The 15,697-nt window shown below is 68.0% G+C and carries 18 protein-coding genes and 1 tRNA gene; 8 read left to right on the top strand and 11 right to left on the bottom strand.

Annotation, left to right across the window (positions count from 1 at the left end; all coding sequences use genetic code 11):
• Window positions 1-1,353, top strand: a complete 1,353-nt coding sequence (locus AB0E63_RS22790) for a tyrosine-type recombinase/integrase (protein WP_360369503.1) — start codon at window positions 1-3, stop codon at window positions 1,351-1,353.
• A gap of 136 nt (window positions 1,354-1,489) precedes the next feature.
• A tRNA-Ser gene (locus AB0E63_RS22795) sits at window positions 1,490-1,580 on the top strand.
• 8 nt (window positions 1,581-1,588) lie between these two features.
• Here AB0E63_RS22795 and AB0E63_RS22800 read toward each other — a convergent pair.
• Both AB0E63_RS22800 and AB0E63_RS22805 read right to left on the bottom strand, forming a co-directional pair.
• Entirely contained in the window at window positions 1,589-2,314 is a 726-nt protein-coding gene (locus AB0E63_RS22800) for a phosphatase PAP2 family protein (protein WP_360369506.1), read from the bottom strand.
• A complete protein-coding gene (locus AB0E63_RS22805; RefSeq protein ID WP_360369509.1) occupies window positions 2,251-2,958 on the bottom strand; it encodes a phosphatase PAP2 family protein in 708 nt (235 codons plus the stop codon). The genes AB0E63_RS22800 and AB0E63_RS22805 overlap by 64 nt, the downstream gene beginning before the upstream one ends.
• Window positions 2,959-3,085: 127 nt before the next feature.
• Here AB0E63_RS22805 and AB0E63_RS22810 point away from each other — a divergent pair, with 127 nt between their 5' ends.
• Window positions 3,086-3,904, top strand: a complete 819-nt coding sequence (locus AB0E63_RS22810) for a DUF3626 domain-containing protein (RefSeq protein ID WP_360369512.1) — start codon at window positions 3,086-3,088, stop codon at window positions 3,902-3,904.
• A 4-nt stretch (window positions 3,905-3,908) separates the two neighbouring features.
• Entirely contained in the window at window positions 3,909-4,688 is a 780-nt protein-coding gene (locus AB0E63_RS22815; protein WP_360369515.1) for an alpha/beta hydrolase, read from the top strand.
• On the opposite strand, the gene AB0E63_RS22820 is transcribed toward AB0E63_RS22815, so the two are convergent.
• The 3 genes from AB0E63_RS22820 to AB0E63_RS22830 all read right to left on the bottom strand — a co-directional run bounded on the left by AB0E63_RS22820 (window position 4,636) and on the right by AB0E63_RS22830 (window position 7,169).
• Entirely contained in the window at window positions 4,636-5,163 is a 528-nt protein-coding gene (locus AB0E63_RS22820) for a GNAT family protein (RefSeq protein WP_360369518.1), read from the bottom strand. The genes AB0E63_RS22815 and AB0E63_RS22820 overlap by 53 nt on opposite strands.
• Window positions 5,087-6,235 carry an anthranilate phosphoribosyltransferase gene (trpD, locus tag AB0E63_RS22825; RefSeq protein WP_360369521.1) on the bottom strand — a complete coding sequence of 383 codons (1,149 nt, stop codon included), beginning with the start codon at window positions 6,233-6,235 and terminating at the stop codon, window positions 5,087-5,089. Before trpD ends, AB0E63_RS22820 begins: the two co-directional genes overlap by 77 nt.
• 148 nt (window positions 6,236-6,383) lie before the next feature.
• On the bottom strand, window positions 6,384-7,169 hold the full coding sequence (locus AB0E63_RS22830; protein WP_360369524.1) for a glycoside hydrolase family 16 protein: 786 nt from the start codon (window positions 7,167-7,169) through the stop codon (window positions 6,384-6,386).
• A 76-nt stretch (window positions 7,170-7,245) separates the two neighbouring features.
• Here AB0E63_RS22830 and sigJ point away from each other — a divergent pair, with 76 nt between their 5' ends.
• The gene (gene sigJ, locus AB0E63_RS22835; RefSeq protein WP_360369527.1) at window positions 7,246-8,136 is read left to right on the top strand and encodes an RNA polymerase sigma factor SigJ; all 891 of its coding nucleotides are present in this window, start codon (window positions 7,246-7,248) and stop codon (window positions 8,134-8,136) included.
• Here sigJ and AB0E63_RS22840 read toward each other — a convergent pair.
• Window positions 8,111-8,872, bottom strand: coding sequence for an aminoglycoside phosphotransferase family protein (locus AB0E63_RS22840; RefSeq protein ID WP_360369530.1), 762 nt, complete (start codon window positions 8,870-8,872; stop codon window positions 8,111-8,113). The two genes, sigJ and AB0E63_RS22840, sit on opposite strands and share 26 nt — an antisense overlap.
• An 86-nt stretch (window positions 8,873-8,958) precedes the next feature.
• On the opposite strand from AB0E63_RS22840, the gene AB0E63_RS22845 reads away from it, so the two are divergent.
• Entirely contained in the window at window positions 8,959-10,239 is a 1,281-nt protein-coding gene (locus AB0E63_RS22845) for an FAD-binding protein (RefSeq protein WP_360369533.1), read from the top strand.
• A gap of 62 nt (window positions 10,240-10,301) precedes the next feature.
• On the opposite strand, the gene AB0E63_RS22850 is transcribed toward AB0E63_RS22845, so the two are convergent.
• Window positions 10,302-11,198, bottom strand: coding sequence for an SH3 domain-containing protein (locus AB0E63_RS22850; protein WP_360369536.1), 897 nt, complete (start codon window positions 11,196-11,198; stop codon window positions 10,302-10,304).
• A gap of 239 nt (window positions 11,199-11,437) precedes the next feature.
• A complete protein-coding gene (locus AB0E63_RS22855) occupies window positions 11,438-12,085 on the bottom strand; it encodes a helix-turn-helix domain-containing protein (RefSeq protein ID WP_360369539.1) in 648 nt (215 codons plus the stop codon).
• 55 nt (window positions 12,086-12,140) lie between these two features.
• Here AB0E63_RS22855 and AB0E63_RS22860 point away from each other — a divergent pair, with 55 nt between their 5' ends.
• Together AB0E63_RS22860 and AB0E63_RS22865 are read left to right on the top strand one after the other, a co-directional pair.
• Window positions 12,141-12,659, top strand: coding sequence for an ester cyclase (locus AB0E63_RS22860; RefSeq protein WP_360369542.1), 519 nt, complete (start codon window positions 12,141-12,143; stop codon window positions 12,657-12,659).
• Between the two features lie 119 nt (window positions 12,660-12,778).
• The gene (locus AB0E63_RS22865; protein WP_360369545.1) at window positions 12,779-13,555 is read left to right on the top strand and encodes an enoyl-CoA hydratase/isomerase family protein; all 777 of its coding nucleotides are present in this window, start codon (window positions 12,779-12,781) and stop codon (window positions 13,553-13,555) included.
• Here AB0E63_RS22865 and AB0E63_RS22870 read toward each other — a convergent pair.
• The 3 genes from AB0E63_RS22870 to AB0E63_RS22880 form a co-directional block, all read right to left on the bottom strand.
• A complete protein-coding gene (locus tag AB0E63_RS22870; RefSeq protein WP_360369548.1) occupies window positions 13,547-13,888 on the bottom strand; it encodes a YciI family protein in 342 nt (113 codons plus the stop codon). The genes AB0E63_RS22865 and AB0E63_RS22870 overlap by 9 nt on opposite strands.
• Before the next feature lie 77 nt (window positions 13,889-13,965).
• Window positions 13,966-14,121 (bottom strand): DUF6131 family protein, encoded by a 156-nt coding sequence (locus tag AB0E63_RS22875; protein WP_360369551.1) that lies wholly within the window; start codon window positions 14,119-14,121, stop codon window positions 13,966-13,968.
• A 99-nt stretch (window positions 14,122-14,220) separates the two neighbouring features.
• A complete protein-coding gene (locus AB0E63_RS22880) occupies window positions 14,221-15,621 on the bottom strand; it encodes an MFS transporter (protein WP_360369554.1) in 1,401 nt (466 codons plus the stop codon).
• Window positions 15,622-15,697 lie beyond the last annotated feature (76 nt).

A 15,697-nucleotide genomic window follows, 5' to 3' on the forward strand; every position in this document is an offset into this window, starting at 1 on the left:
GTGCGGATCTGGCCCACGATCCAGAAGAACACCCTGAAACGAGGGCGATTCAGCTACACCGTGCGCTGGCGGGTGGACGGGGAGGGGTTCAAGAAGACCTATCAGACCTCTGCTCTAGCCGACACCGAGCGGTCGAACCTCGTCACCGCTCAGCGCAACGGGGAAGCGTTCGATACCGAGACCGGACGCCCGGTGTCGGAGGCGCGGACAGTGGCGGCGATGTCGTGGTACGAGTTCGCCTGCAAATACGTCGATCTGAAATGGCCGCGCGCAGCCGCGACCACCAGGCGGAGCATCAGCGACTCGCTCGTCTCGATCACGCCCGTGATGCTCAGCAACGACAGAGGGAAACCGGACGCGAAACTCATCCGCAGAGCCCTGCACGGATGGGCATTCAACACCCGGCGCCGCAACGATGAAATGCCAGACGATGTACGGACCGCACTGGTCTGGGTTGAGCGGAATTGCAAGCCAGTGTCGGCGCTGGAACGTAGCGAGACGCTGCGAGCTGCACTTGATGCTCTTGCCAGCAAGCTAGACGGCAAACCAGCGGCGGCGACGACGGTCGCGCGGAAGCGGGCAGTCTTCTCGAATGCGCTCGACTACGCCGTAGAGCGGGAGTTGCTCGATCGCAACCCGATCGGATCGATCAAGTGGACGGCGCCCAAGCAGGCAGGCGGTGCGGTTGATCCCCGGACTGTGGCGAATCCGACGCAGGCACGGGCGCTTCTCACTGCTACCGGGGAGATGCCTGGCAGCGGGCCGAGGATGGTCGCGTTCTTCGCCGTCATGTACTACGCAGCCTTACGGCCGGGGGAAGCCGTAAGCCTCCGACGACCGCAGTTGGTCCTTCCGCCAGTGGGCTGGGGGGAGATCCTGCTCGAACAGTCGAGTCCGTACGCCGGGGCGGTCTGGACGGATGGCGGGAAAGATCGGGACGAACGTCAGCTCAAGCATCGGGCCGTTGGCGAGGTCAGGCCGGTACCGTGCCCGCCCGCGCTCACCGCACTCCTCCACCAGCACCTGAAGGAGCACGGCACTGATTCAGACGGACGGCTGTTCTGGGCAACGCGCGGCGGCGACCTCCCAGCAGTGACCTACCAAACCATGTGGAAGAAGGTGCGGGAACGGGCCTTCGGCAAGAAAGACGCAGCAGCTTCGAAGCTCGCCAAGCGCCCATACGACCTACGGCACGCCGCCGTATCGACCTGGCTCGCGAGCGGTGTCGAAGCGCCACGAGTAGCTGCCTGGGCCGGGCACAGCGTGGACGTGCTGCTGAGGGTCTACGCCAAGTTCCTAGATGGGCAAGAGGAGGTCGCACGGAAGCGGATTGAAGCCGCGCTGAGCGCCTGATACCCCAACCCCCAGACCGGCTCGCCTCATCCTCACGAGGCGAGCCGGTCACCTTGTTTTGGGGGCGGAATCGGTGCCCTGTGCCCGCATAGTGCCCGCACGTCTCCGCCCACGTGCGCGACGCTGGAGTTTCCCCAGGTCAGAGACCACATGCAGCCTGCAAACCATCCGGCCTTGAAAACCGGTATGGCGGGTGACCGTCATCGTGGGTTCGAATCCCACACCCTCCGCGTTGTTACTTGGGTTTGCGGGTGGGGCCTGAGGGGCGGCTGGCGGCAGCGGGGCGTGGGGTGGGGCTGCTGCGGCGGCGGGTGGTGCAGTGGCGGTACCAGGCGTAGGCGAGTAGGGCGCAGATGGCGCCGTTGAGGGCCCCGGCGCCGACGTCGGTGACGTGGTGCATTCCGCGGTAGAGCCGGGAGAACGCCACGAGCAAGGGCATTGCGAGGCAGAGGATCACTGTGGTCCAGCGCAGCCAGGTGCGTTCGATGCGCAGTGCGAGCAGCGCGAATGCGACGTACAAGCCGGTCGACGCGCCTACGTGCCCGCTGGGGTAGCTCGCGGTCGGTGGTGACGCGTCGAGCTTGTCCACCTGTGGGCGATCGCGGTCCACGACCCTGGCCGCGATCAGGAAGATCAGCCCCTGCATGGCGATCGCCACCGGTGCGACGAGCGCCAGGCGCAGGTCCCGGGTTCGCCACAGCAGCAGGGACGAGACGACGATGCAGACCGCGATGACGCCCGCGGTGTTGCCGATCTGCGACCACACCGCGGTGATCGTGTCCCAGGTTCCGTTCCGGTCGGCGGCTAGATCCTTGTTGACCGCCTCTTCGGCGTGGGAGATCCCGTCGAGTGGTCCCTTCAGTGCGAGCCCGATGCCGATGATGAGGCCACCGAGGGCTACGCCGGGTGCGACGGTCCTGGTGAGGAGGTCGCTGCCGTCTTGCCGATGAATCCGATCCATGAAGCGAACATAATGCCCAGACCGAGTACGTGCCCGGCGAGAATGTCGGACGGGAAATGCGCGCCGATGAAGAGCCGGTCCAGACCGACGATCACCGGCACCACGATCGCGAGCGCGACGGCGATGCGGCGTTGGGTGGCGGACAGCAGCGGCCAGAGCAGGAAGACCAGGACGCCGGCCGCCAGGGTGATGTTCAGGGTATGGCCGGAGGGGAACGAGTAGCCCTGCGCATGCGGCACCGAGTCGTCGACGACCGGCCGGGCGCGCTGGGCGATGGGCTTGGCGATGCCGCCGATTCCCCAGCCGACCATCATCGTGACGAACGCCCACAACGCCCGCCCCTTGAGTTTCTTGGACCTCCAGACCCAGACCACCACCACGGTCGCCACGAGGTACACGAAGATCGGCTGGCTGACGAGCTGGATCACGGTCAGCGCCGGCACCAGCCCATGACGAACGCTGAACCCGGTGGCCGCCCGGATGGCCGCCTCGTCGGCCCTGATCAACGGATCGAACTTCTGTCGCACCGCCAACCCAAGGAGCACCACAGGCAGCGCGAACACCAGCATCGCCAGGACGCCACGGACGAACCGCCAACTCCGCGTCCGGACGACCGCAGCCGCACCTGCCCGCCGTATCGCCATAACCCGCCTGTACCCACTTGTCTCGGATTTCCTTGAGCCATCAGCCCGGTAGGTTGTGAGACGCCCGTCCGGGATGTGTCGAGCCACACTCCACATCCTCCGCCGATAGACCACGGGGTGGAACGTGGTGGATGAGCCTGCTGAGCGGGCAGTGCGGTTCGTTGCCGCGGCAGCCGCTGGGGACGCGGTGGACCCGGGGTTGCGGGTGACGGTGAACTTTCGGCCGGATCGGTGGGTTCGGGGGCGGCTGGTGCTGGATGCGCTGGCGAGGGACGGCGTGTATGTGTCGCAGTTTGTTACTGGAGTCAGCAGTGGTGGGTTGACGGCGCATCCGGGTGGGGATCGGTGGCGGTGGGAGAGCCGGATGTTCGGTGGGGCGTACGACGGGGCTCCGGCGGGTGCGCGGCCGGTGTATGGGGCTCTGAACTATCGGAACAAGGTCGTTGGTGGGGCACCGCGGTTTGGGTCGGCGCATCTGCGGCTGAGGGGTGATGCGGTTGCGCGGGCGACGTTCTGTTATCCGGATAGCTGCTTCGAGCCGGAGCACTTTGGTGTTGCGGAGCGGATGGGGCTGATCGCGATGGCTGAGGCGGCGGAGTGCGACGTACTGGATGACTATGTCGAGGCTCAAGTGCATGGTCCGGTGCGGTTGGCGACGGATGTCGAGGCGGTGGTGCTGGATCCGAGTTATCGGGGTACTCCTGTGGAGGACGCGGCATACGAGCTTGGTTGTGCGGTGGAGTGGCATGGCGGGTTTCGGTTGACGGTTGAGGAGTTGGGACGGCATCCGGACTACCGAGGGGCGCGGTACGTCGAGGTCGGCAGGCGGATCGCGGTCGATGGGGTGCTGACGCCGCGGGCGATCGGGGACGCTGCGGATGCGTACGACGAGCAGGAGTTGAAGCGGGTCTGGCACTGTCTCGCTCGGTTCGGCCTGGCAGGGTAGAGGGATGGAGCTGCGGATTCCGGTTGGGCCAGATGAGGTTTGGGCGGAGCATGTGGCGGGGGACGGGGTGCCCGTGGTGCTCCTGCATCCCGGGGTGGGGGACTCGCGGGTGTGGGATCCGGTGATGCCCGCGCTGGCGGGGCGTCGGGTCGTTCGGTACGACGTGCGCGGGTACGGGCAGTCCGCGGCGCCGACAGCCGAGTTCTCGTTGCTCGAGGACCTGGTGACGGTGCTGGATCAGCTCGGGCTGGAGCGCGCGCTGCTGGTCGGGTGCTCGATGGGTGGCGGTACGGCGCTCAGCCTGGCGCTCTCGGATCCCGGCAGAGTGCAGGGCTTGGTGCTGCTGTGCCCTGGGGTGCCGGGGTTTCCCATGCCGGACGAGCCGGAGCTCGACGCGGAGTATGAGGCGCTCGCGGACAAGAGGGATGTCGAGGGACTGGTGCGGCTCGGGCTGCGGCTATGGGGTGCCGCGGGGGATGACGAAGCCGCGGTCGCTCAACTGCAGGCCGCCGTTCCGGCGTGGTTCGACCAGGGCGACTACCTGAAGCCGGACCCACCGGTCTACGACCGCCTCCAAACCGTGCAGGCCTCGACAGTAGTCATGGTCGGCGACAAGGACCGCCCGATCCTGGCCGCCGTCGCCGGCGCGACCGCCGCACGCATCCCCGGCGCCGAGTTCATCTGGATGCCGGGCGTCGACCACCTCCCGAGCCTGCGCAACCCGGCCCTGGTCAGCCGGACGATCCTGCGCCTGGCCGACCACGTTCCCACTCAGCCTTCGTGATCGAGAACTGCCGGTAGAACGACTGCGCGCCGAGGAAAGGTTCTTCGGCGCCCGTGCCGGTCTCGGTCATGCCCAGGCTGAGGAGGATGCGGATCGACGCGTGGTTGGCGTCCAAGGCATCGGCGGTGATCGCCTCCAGGCTGAGGTGACCGAAGCCATGGTCGAGGCCCAGGCGGGCGATGGCGGTGCCGATGCCTTGTCCCCAGCGGGTGGACGGGCCGACGACATAGCCGAGTTCGCGCTGCTGCGGGTCCTCGCCGTGCAGGTCGACGTACCCGACGATCTCGTCGCCGAGAACGGCGGCGAACCGGATGAGCTCGGGACGCGGTTCGGTGATCAACCGGTTCCAGTGCGCCTCGTAGTCGGGCAGCGGTAGGCCGATGGTCCATCCGGCGTGCTCACAGAACCGCTGGTCCTGCCCCCATCGCGCGTACGTCGCGATGTCCGACAGAACCAGCGGGCGGAGAGACAGCATGTACTGAGCCTAAATGCGCTAGTTCATCGGTCACGGCTAGCGAGTGATTGGACCAGCGCTCCAGAGTTGCGGCGGCACTGCCGTTGTCCACAGCCTGTCGACACCGCTCGAGACAGTCCGCCAACTGTTCGAGCAACTGTCCGTCTTCCAGGTGCAGGGTGGCCAGGGCGGCCGCAGCGTTCAGGAGTACGACGTCTCGCACCGGACCGTGCTCACCGTCGACCAGACCGCGGAGCACACGGGCGTTGAAGGCGGCGTCACCGCCGCGGAGCTCGGCCAGTGTGGACGGGCGCAGTCCGAGTGCGCGTGGGTCGAAGACATGCGAGCGGGCGGAGCCGCCGGACACCACCCATAGCCGTGAGAGCCCGGTGGTGGTGAGCTTGTCGAGGCCGTCGTCGCCTCGGGCCACCAGGGCGGATTTGCCGTGCTGGGCGAGCGCATGGGCGAGTACTGGGAGCATCCGAGGGTTGGCAACGCCGACTAGCTGATGCTGCGGGTCGGCGGGATTGAGCAACGGGGCCAGGACGTTGAAGGCAGTGGGGACCGCGAGCTCGCGACGTACCACGGCGACCTGGTGCAAGGCCGGGTTGAAGCGTGGTGCGAACAGATAGGTGAGTCCGACGTCCGCAGCCACCCGCGTCGCGTCCGCGGCGGACAGACCGAGTGGCACGCCGAGGTGCTCGACCAGGTCCGCAGAACCGCCCGCGGACGAGGAGGCGGCCCGGCCGCCATGCTTGACCACGGTGACACCGGTGGATGCCGCCACGACCGCGGCCATGGTGGAGACATTCACGGCACCGGTACGGTCGCCGCCCGTGCCGACGATGTCCACGAACGGCCCGTCGATCCGCACCGGCGTGGCGTGCGAACGCAGCACCGAGGCCAGTCCCGCGAGCTCGTCGGCGGTTTCGCCCTTGGCCCGCAGGGCGATCAGGAAGCCGGAGATCTGGGCCGGTGACGCGTCGCCCAGCACGACCTGGTCCATCGCCCAGCCGGTGTCCACGGCCGTCAGGTCGGAGCCGGCCAGGAGCGCGGAGATCAGTCCGGACCAGGTCCGGAGTGTTGTTGCCATCGGCAATCCTCGAGGGTGTAGGGCCGCCCATGAGGAGACATCACAACGGCCGCCTCGCAGGAGACGGCCGGGTGGTTACGCGCGGAAGCAGCCGTCTAGTCGACGGCCCACCACTGACCCGCGCGCAGGAACATACCGACGACCTTAGTCAGGCGACCAGTTGCTCCGCAATGTTCCATCCACGGATGGAGTCGACGGTGAAGGTGGGCACATGGTCGTTGGCACTCCCGTCGGGGAAGTCGAAGACGGCGAGCATCAGCTGTAGCGGGTACGTCGGAGCGCCCGAGCACCTGCGCATCGGCGCGCCGTCGACGAAGAACGTCGCCTCACCGGAGGCCCATTGCACGGCGTAGGTGTGGAAGTCGCGCAGGTCCAGCGGGAGCCGGATCGCCTCGAAGTCCTGCGGCACGGACGGGTCACGGATAGTTTTCAGACCCATACCGACAGCTGTGGAGTCACCGGGAACGATCGCGTCACCGAAGACCTCCATCACGCAGATCTCTCCGCACCGCTCCGGCTGGTCCTCCAGTCCGACCATCCATAGCGACACCATCGACCGTGGACTGAGGTCGGCCCGCGCCCGCAGTTCGACGTACCCCCCGTTCGGAGTCCAGCCCCAGAACTCCTGCTGCGCCTCGCGGACGACGAGACCCTCGCGGTACGGCTGCTGCCCGATCGTGCTGCCGACCGGACCGGAGTAGTTGCCGGACTGGATCCCCGACACCCGCAGGTCCGGTTTGTGGTCGCCCTCGCACCAGAGTCCCTGCTCCGGCGGGATGCTGAGCGTGAGGCATGAGTCATTCAGCCGGTACGTCGCGGCCGACGCCGCACGGGAGCTCCAGTGCGGCAGATAGTGCGGTGACCACGCGGACCGGTCGAGCGACGACGCTTCGAAGTCGTCCTCGAACACCAGGTCACCGCGGGTCGCAGGCATGACCCCATCATGGGTGATGCGGAAGCTCTGTCACATCATGGTGCTCCGATCCGTCAGGGAAGTGATGGAGGCATCAGTGGACGACCACGACCAGCTGGCGAGGCAGTTCGAGCAGCATCGCGGGCAGTTGCGCGCGGTCGCGTACCGGATGCTCGGATCGCTCGCTGAGGCCGAGGACGCCGTCCAGGAGGCGTGGTTGCGGCTGAGCCGGTCCGACGTGAGTGATGTCGGCAATCTGGCCGGATGGCTGACCACCGTGGTGTCGCGGGTCTGTCTGGACATGCTGCGCAGCCGTAAGTCGCGGCGGGAGGACTCGCTGGACACGTTCGTACCGGATCCGATCATCAGCCGGGAGGCCGGTGGGCTCGGGCCGGAAGACGAGGCGTTGCAGGCGGATGCGGTCGGTCTGGCGCTGCTCGTCGTACTGGAGACGCTGGCGCCGGCGGAGCGGCTGGCGTTCGTGCTGCACGACATGTTCGGGGTCAGCTTCGACGAGATCGCGTCGATCGTGGACAAGTCCCCGGCGGCGACCCGGCAGCTGGCCAGCCGGGCACGGCGGCGGGTACAGGGCGCGCCGCGAAGCGATGGTGACACCGGGCGGCAGCGGGCCGTGATGGAAGCCTTCATGGCCGCGTCGCGCAGTGGTGACTTCGAGGCGTTGCTCGCGCTGCTCGATCCGGACGTCGTACTGCGTGCTGACGCGGGAGCGGCGACCGCGGAGTTCGCCGGTCCGGCGGTGTCGAAGCTGGTCCGCGGTGCGCGGGCGGTGGTCGAGCAGGCGCTCCTCTTCGGCCGGATGGCGCCGTACATGGAGGTCGCGACGATCAACGGAGAGCCGGGCGGGATCACCGTCGTCAATGGCCGCCTGATGGGCGTCATGGCGGTCACGGTCGCCGATGGCAAGATCACCCAGATCGACATCCTCGCGGACATCGAGCGACTCAAGGAGCTCCCGCTGCCGGCCTGAGCAGCTCGAGCACCCGTCGCGCCTGCGCCTCCGCCGTACCCGGTGGATTCCGGCTGGCACTTGGTCCACCCGGACCGATCAGTGTCAGCCAGAACGCCGCCCACAGACAGCGGGCGGTGTGGAAACGGTCCGGGTCGACGGCGAAACGTCGTACGACGGGACTCCAGTCGGTCTCGCGTCCGGAGAGATGCTCGACGAGGTTGGCGAGCTCAAGGCAGAGGTCACCGCGCCCAGCGTCCTCGAAGTCGACTATGCGGATCCGGGTGCCGTCCCAGAGGTAGTTGGTCAGGTTGGGATCGCCGTGGGCGACAACTGGGTCGCGCAGCTCGAAGCCGGCGAAGCCGTCGAGCCAGACCGCTGCGGCTGTAGCGGCGTCGGCGATTACCCCGGTGCCTCTCCGCAGGGTGACGAGGGCGCTCTGGGTGCGGTTGACCAGGGCCAGTGTGTCAATCGGGGGTAGGTCGTGGGGATCCACCGACCACAGAGTGGTGAGGGCGTCGCCCAGGGCGTCGAGTTGCGCACCAGTGAGCGCGCCGCTGAGTGGTTGACCGGGGAGGACTGTCATCGAGACCCACGGACGCGGCGCGGCGCCGTCGACCAGGGGGGTCGGTGCCAACCCCGGCGCGTGCTGCGCGAGCAAGGTGAGGGCAGCCCATTCGCGGCCCGGCTCATCGCGGGACCACGAGCTGTAGTGCTTCGTGAGGACCTCGCCGGTGACCTCGACGGTGTGGGTCATCTGAAGAAGTTTGCCGGGGCGTGTCGATCGGCGCCTCCTTCCTTCGACGTATTGGCAGAAGCGGATACGTGAGGGAGTGGGTTGGGATGACGACGCAGACGGTTGCACCGGTTGCAAGCGACGTGGTGGCGGGGCTGCTGGGCGCCGGGTTCAACGGCGCCATCCGGCAGCCCGGTGAGGCGGAGTACGACGTACAGCGGATGTCCGTGATCCCCACCGTCGACTCACGGCCACTGGTGGTCGCCGAGGCCTGCAGCCGGACCGACGTCCAGGCGGCGGTGCGGACGGCACGCGAGTACGGCGTACCGATCGCGGTGCAGGCCACGGGTCACGGGACTCGGGTGCCGGCCGACGGCGGGATCCTGCTCAAGACCACGCCCATGACGAGCGTGCTGATCGACCCAGAGCGCCGGATCGCCAAGGTCGCGCCGGGCGCGCGCTGGGGTGCGGTGCTGGACGCGGCCGGGCAGTTCGGGCTGGCGCCGCTGTCGGGCTCACACCGCGACGTCGGTGTCACCGGGTACACGCTCGGTGGCGGCGTGGGCTGGCTGGCCCGGAAGTACGGGTTCGCGGCCGACAGTGTGGTCCGCGCCGAGGTCGTCACCGCGGACGGGCGCACTGTGACCGCGAGTGCCGAGCACCACCCGGGCCTGTTCTGGGCGATCCGTGGCGGCACTGGCAACTTCGGCATCGTCACGTCGCTCGAGTTCCGGCTGTACCCGGTCCGCACGGTCCACGCCGGCATCCTGTACTACGGCATCGACCGCGCGGCCGCGATCCTGCGCCACTACAGCGACTGGACCGCCACGATCCCCAACGAGCTGAGCACCGCGGTCGTCCTGACCCGCGTCCCCGGCACTGAGCAGCGCGCCGTCGCGATCAAGGTCATGTACGCCGGTGCCGCCGAGCTGGCCGAGCACCTGCTGAAGCCGCTGTTCGAGGTCGCCGGTCCCCGGCTGGCCGGCGAGCTGACCACGATCGAGTACGGCGACGCCGCGATGGGTGGCACGCCCGCCCGGCACCTCGACTTCCTCGACACCCTGACCGACGAGGTGATCGACGTGGTCACCGGCTTCGACGACGAGGACGCGCCGACCGTGGAGATCCGGCACTGGGGCGGTGCGATGGCCCACCCGGGTCCCGGCGCCGGTCCGGTCGGTCACCGCGGAGCGTCGTACTCGCTGATCGTGGACCGGGAGATGCACGGCGTACTGCCGGACTCGGGCCGCACCTTCGTGAACTTCCTCGGCGACATGGGCCGCGCGGACACGGCGTACGACGCCAAGGACCTCAGCCGGCTGCGCGAGGTCAAGCGGGCCTACGACCCGACGAACTTCTTTCACCTGAACGCCAACATCCGCCCCTGAAAAAGCGACCCGGTCCCCAGGAGGGCAGGGGACCGGATCGCTCAGGGCGTCTCGGGTTTCGCTCAGACCGTGCCGGAGTTCCCGTAGACCGTCACGTGCACGTGGTCGTAGTGGTTCGCGGTCGTGCTGCCGCGGTCCTCCATCGCGCGCCAGCCTTCGCTGCCGCGCTGGACGGTCCAGATGTGCTGCTGCCAGATCAGCTGGCTGACACCGAGCTTCTTGTAGTTCGCGTGCAGCCAGTCCGCGACCTCCTGGCCCTCGGAACCGCTGACCATGATGTCCAGCGCGTGACCGGTGGAGTGCTCCGAACCGCTGTCGCCGGACCGCAGACCGCCGTACGACGTGATGTCCGGGAACTTGGCGCAGATCGCGCGGTGGACCCGGATCGCGTCCTGGGTCAGGCCGTCCTCGACCGAGGAGCCGGACTTGCAGGCCGCCTGGGAGATGCTGCCGGAGGTGCTGGTCGTGCTCGCGACCGGCTTGGTGGCCGACAGGTACGCCGCCTTCACCCAGCGGGACTTGTTGTCGCTGACGACCTCGGCCCAGATGCCGTCGATCTTGCCGGTGACGGAGACCTTGGTGCCCTTCGGCAGCACGTCCAGCAGGACGCCGGTGAGCGGGAGCGACCAGAGGTTCACGTCGGTGGTCGTGTACTTCGAGCCCATCACCTTCGGCGGCGTCGCGCTCGCGGCGGCGCGCGTCTTGGTCGCGGTGGGTTTCGGGATCGGCGCCGCCTTCTTCAGGTGCTTCGCCGAGGGGGTGCTCTTCGGCTTGGGAGCCGGGGTCTGCGACGGAGCGACGTCCAACGGCGGGCGCAGAGCGTCCCGGCTGACCTGGGCCTCGCGCGACAGCTGCAGGGACGAGCTGGCGATCGAGGTGTCGAACTTGACGTGCTGGTCGGGGAGTGCGGCCGCCGATCCGGTGACCACCAGGGCCACTGCGGCGCCGGGAATCGCCACCTTCGCGACACCGGGCCGGATCACCTGGGGGCGCGCTTGCCGGTGCCGCGCCTGTCTATGCCGTCCTGCAGTCACTTTCTGAAACCCAATCTGCCGAGACCAAAACGTTATCGACCGGAGGAGTCAAGCACACATCACCGCGCGGGTTCGAATCGGCCCCGAGTCTTAACGCATTACGAACATCCACAGCGGGGTCCCGGTCGTGATCTGCTCGCTATTCGGATGTGACCTCTTCGAGATCAAACGCTTGGTCGGATCACGGCCTCCGTGATCGCGCTCGCGACCAGGTCGGCGTACCGCTCGGGGGTCCAGCCGCGGAGCAGAACGAGCAGCTCGTAGAACTCGACCGAGATGTACGTCCACAGCACGTCGGCGACCTCGTCGAGCGTGATCCCGGGCCGCAGCTCGCCGGTGTCGAGCAGGTGCCGGCCGAACATGGTCATCCCGGTCAGCCGCTCGTCCAGCAGGGTCTGCCAGGTATCCCGCAGGGTCTCGTCGTTGTGCCGGCCGTCCCGGATCAGGATCTGCACCCGGGCGGACCGCTGCTGCCGCTGGACGAACCCATCGACGTACAACTGGATCTTCCGGCGTACGTCGGGCTCCTGCTGGATCGCCCGTGACTCGGGGCGCTCCGCCATCGGGATCGGCGCGTCGTCGCCGGCGATGACGAAGTCGAACACGGCCTTGGCCAGCGCGGCCTTGGTGCCGAACCCCTTGTAGATGCTCTCGGCCGAGACTCCGGCGCGCTGCGCGACCGCACTGATCGTGGTCGCCTGGAAACCGTCGGCCTCGAAGAGCTCCTGTGCCGCGACCACGACGTCCCGCCGCCGTTGCCGGGCCCGCTCGCGCCGGCCGGTGGCGTCGTACTGCCTCTTGACTTCCGCCATCACCGATCCCATGCTTTTGAGTACAGCCTCACTGTATCTAATTATTGGGGGAACCATGCACACCGAAACCGACGTGGGTGCGATCGCGGTCCGCGGCATCCAGATCATGGCCGACGGCGACCGGGCCGACTTCGACGCCCTGATCCATCCGGACGCGGTCAACCGGGAGGACGAGATCGAGCCGCCGGACTGCCGGGTCGGTGGACCGGCCGGCTACTACGCGACCGCGCTCTGGCTGCGGACCGCGTTCGAGGGGCTGGCGTACGAGATCCACCATGTGGTTGCCGATGGCAACTTGGTCGCGATCGACTCGACGATGAGTGGGCGGCACGTGGCGCCGTTCGCGGTCTATACCCCGGCGGGTCAGGTGGACACGGTCTTCCCGCCGACCGGCAAGACCTTCGCCATCACGCAGTCGCACTGGCTGCGGATCGAGGACGGGAAGGTCGTCGAGCACTGGGCCAACCGCGACGATCTCGGCCAGGCCAAGCAACTCGGCTGGGTCCCGCCGACGCCCGCCTACCTCTTCCGCATGGCCCGCGCCAAGTCCCGCGCCAAGCGCGCCGCCGCGTAGTCCGTCTTTGTGCACGGTTCGACCGTTTTGGCGGCCGATCCATGGTCGAACGGTGCACAAAGTGGGTGGTGTGATGCAGCTAGCGGCGCGGAGGGGTGGCCGGCTGGTTGACTGCGGGGGTGGATGACCTGGGGTTCCGGATCGAGGGCGGGGTGGTGGCCCGGCTGGTGATCGACCGGGTCGAGAAGCGGAACGCGCTGACCCGCGCGATGTGGGAGGCGCTGCCCGGTCTGCTAGCGGAACTGGCGGCCGACGACGCGGTGAAGGTGCTCCTCGTCACCGGCGCCGGGCCGACCTTCTCCGCCGGTGCGGACATCCGCGAGCTGATCTCCGGGGACGATCCGGCCGATCCGATGGCGGAACTGCGGGCGTTCAACCTGCGGGCCCAGGCGGCGCTGCGAGATTTCCCGAAGCCGACGGTCGCGGTGGTGCGCGGGCACTGCATCGGCGGCGGTCTGGAGATCGCGGTGAACTGCGACTTCCGGTTCGCCGCGCGGGACGCGACGTTCGGGGTGACACCGGCCCGGATCGGGGTGGTCTATCCGCCGGCCGCGATCAAGGTCCTGCTCGATCTGGTCGGTCCGGCGACGACGAAGTACCTGCTCTTCAGCGGTGAACTGCTGACCGCGGAACAGGCCGAGCTGAAGGGCCTGGTCGATCGGGTCGTCGACGATCCGGACGCCGAAGCGGCGGCCTTTGCGGCGACGATGGTGTCGCGGTCGCAGCTGACGATTCGCTCGGCCAAGGAGACCGTCAGCGCGTTGCTGGCCGGCGAGGACGCGGACGCCCAGGCCGTACGGCGCTATCGCGAGACGATCGCCGGTGGTGAGCTCGCGGAGGGGATCGCGGCGTTCACGGAGAAGCGCTCACCCACGTTCCCCTGGCATTCATGCTGAGATCAACGTGCCGCGGAGCTCGACACGATCGCCGGCCGCGGTCGAGACGCGCGCCGCGATCGCCTGGGCCTGGTCGTCGTCGGCGACATCGATGAGGAAGAAGCCCGCGAGCTGCTCCTTCGACTCACCGAACGGCCCGTCGGTGACCACTTGCGCACCATCGCGGATCTGCACGATCCGCCCCGCCTCCGGAGGTAGCAGTCCCTCCGAACTGACCAGCTCACCACTGGCGGCGAGCTCGCTCTCGAGCCGCATCAGCCGGCCGAGCGCCTGCTGGTCCTCGTCGGTCCAGGTGCGATCGAGGCTCCGGAAAATCATCACGACGTACTTCATGGGCACACCGTAGCGACCCGCACGGACAGAACCCCGCGGGCCGGAAGGGCCCGCGGGGTTCTGAAGCCTGCGACGGATCAGTACCAATGTCTGCGTCCGCCGACGGCCCGACCGGCCGATCCGAGCAGGAACAGTACTGCTCCGACCACGACCAGGATGATGCCGATCGTCCACAGAATCGGAACACTCAGTAAGAACCCCAAAATCAGCAGGATCACACCGAGGATGATCATGAAGCCTCCTTCTCGAGGGCCGCCGGGCGAAAAGTGGCGGCCACGCGGATCAGGTGCCCTCGGCCGTCGCAACGGCAAACGTCCAACGAGTGTTTGAAGTCAGGGCGCCACCGCCTCCAGCTGGTGCTGTACGGTGCGATTGCGTCCGAGCAGGAGGCCGCATCCGGCGAGACCGAGCGCGATGAACAACCACACCGCCACGAACGCGACCCGGTAGCCGTGGGTGAGAGCGGTCGGTGTGGCGCCCGTCGTACTGGCCGTGGCGACTGCCGACAGAACGGCGATGCCTACCGCGCCGCCGATCTGGAAGCTGGCGTTCTGCAGTCCGGATGCGACGCCGGCGTCTGCGCCGGTCACGTCGCTGAGGGAGGCGATGGACCCGGCGACCGTTCCGGCACCCAGTCCGGCACCGAAGATCGTCAGACCCCAGAAGGCCAGCTCGAAGTACCCGGAGTCCACCGTTAGCCGAGCCATCACGGTAGTGCCGACGCCCGCGAGCAGCAGGGAGACGAACGCGACCCGGCGGGTGCCAACCCGCGTGACGAGGTGCTGGCCGACCATGGACCCGCCTACTGCCGCGGCCGCGAGTACGGCGGACATCAGGCCGTAACGGATCGCGGACACACCCAACGCCAGTTGGGCGTACTGCGTGTAGATGAAGTTCAGTCCGAACGCCGACAGTCCCCAAGCGATCGTGATCAGGTTGCCGCCGACCAGAGCGCGTGAGCGGAAGATCCGCAGTGGTACGAGCGGTGCGGCCGACCGCTTCTCCACGAGTACGAACAGTCCGAACAAGGCGGCCGACAACAGCACAAGCAACACGGTCCGGCCCACGGACGACTCCGGTGCCTCGATGACGGCGTACACGAGCACGATGAGCGCAGCGGTCACTGTGACAGCGCCGGCGACGTCGAACCCGCGTCTGCCCGGTCCACGGCTGTCCAGCAGCAGAACTGGAGCGAGTACGACGACGAGCAGGCAGATCGGCACGTTGATGAAGAAGATCCACTGCCAGCCGAGTCCGTCCGTGACAGGCCCTCCGACGAGCGATCCCGCCGTACCGCCGACCCCACTGGTCGCTCCCCAGATCCCGAGCGCCTTGTTGCGGTCCGGACCCGCGGGGAACGTGGTCATGACGATCGAGAGCGCACTCGGAGCCAGTACGGCGGCAGCCGCGCCCTGCAGCCCACGCGCGAGTACCAACGCGTCACCGCTCCACGCGAACCCGCAGAGCAGCGAGGACCCGGCGAACAGCACCAGTCCGGTGATGAACACCCGCCGTCGGCCCAGCAGGTCGGAGATGCGGCCGCCGAGCAGCAGCAGGCCACCGAACATCAGCGCGTAGCCGCTGGGCACCCATTGCACGCCACCGGTCGAGAAAGTCAGCTCACGCTCGATCGACGGCACGGCGACCAGCACGATCGACGCGTCCAGGATGATCATGAACCCGGTCAGGCAGAGCAGCGCCAGTGCGAACCAGCGCTTCGATTCCAGAACCATCTGACATCTCCAGTAAGGCGCGGACGCCCCGGCTGAGCGTCACTCGGTGGAGACGTCGGGTCCGGCCCGGTCACTT

It is taken from the genome of Kribbella sp. NPDC026596 (genome assembly GCF_040638415.1).
In the GTDB taxonomy this organism is placed as follows: Bacteria; Actinomycetota; Actinomycetes; order Propionibacteriales; family Kribbellaceae; genus Kribbella.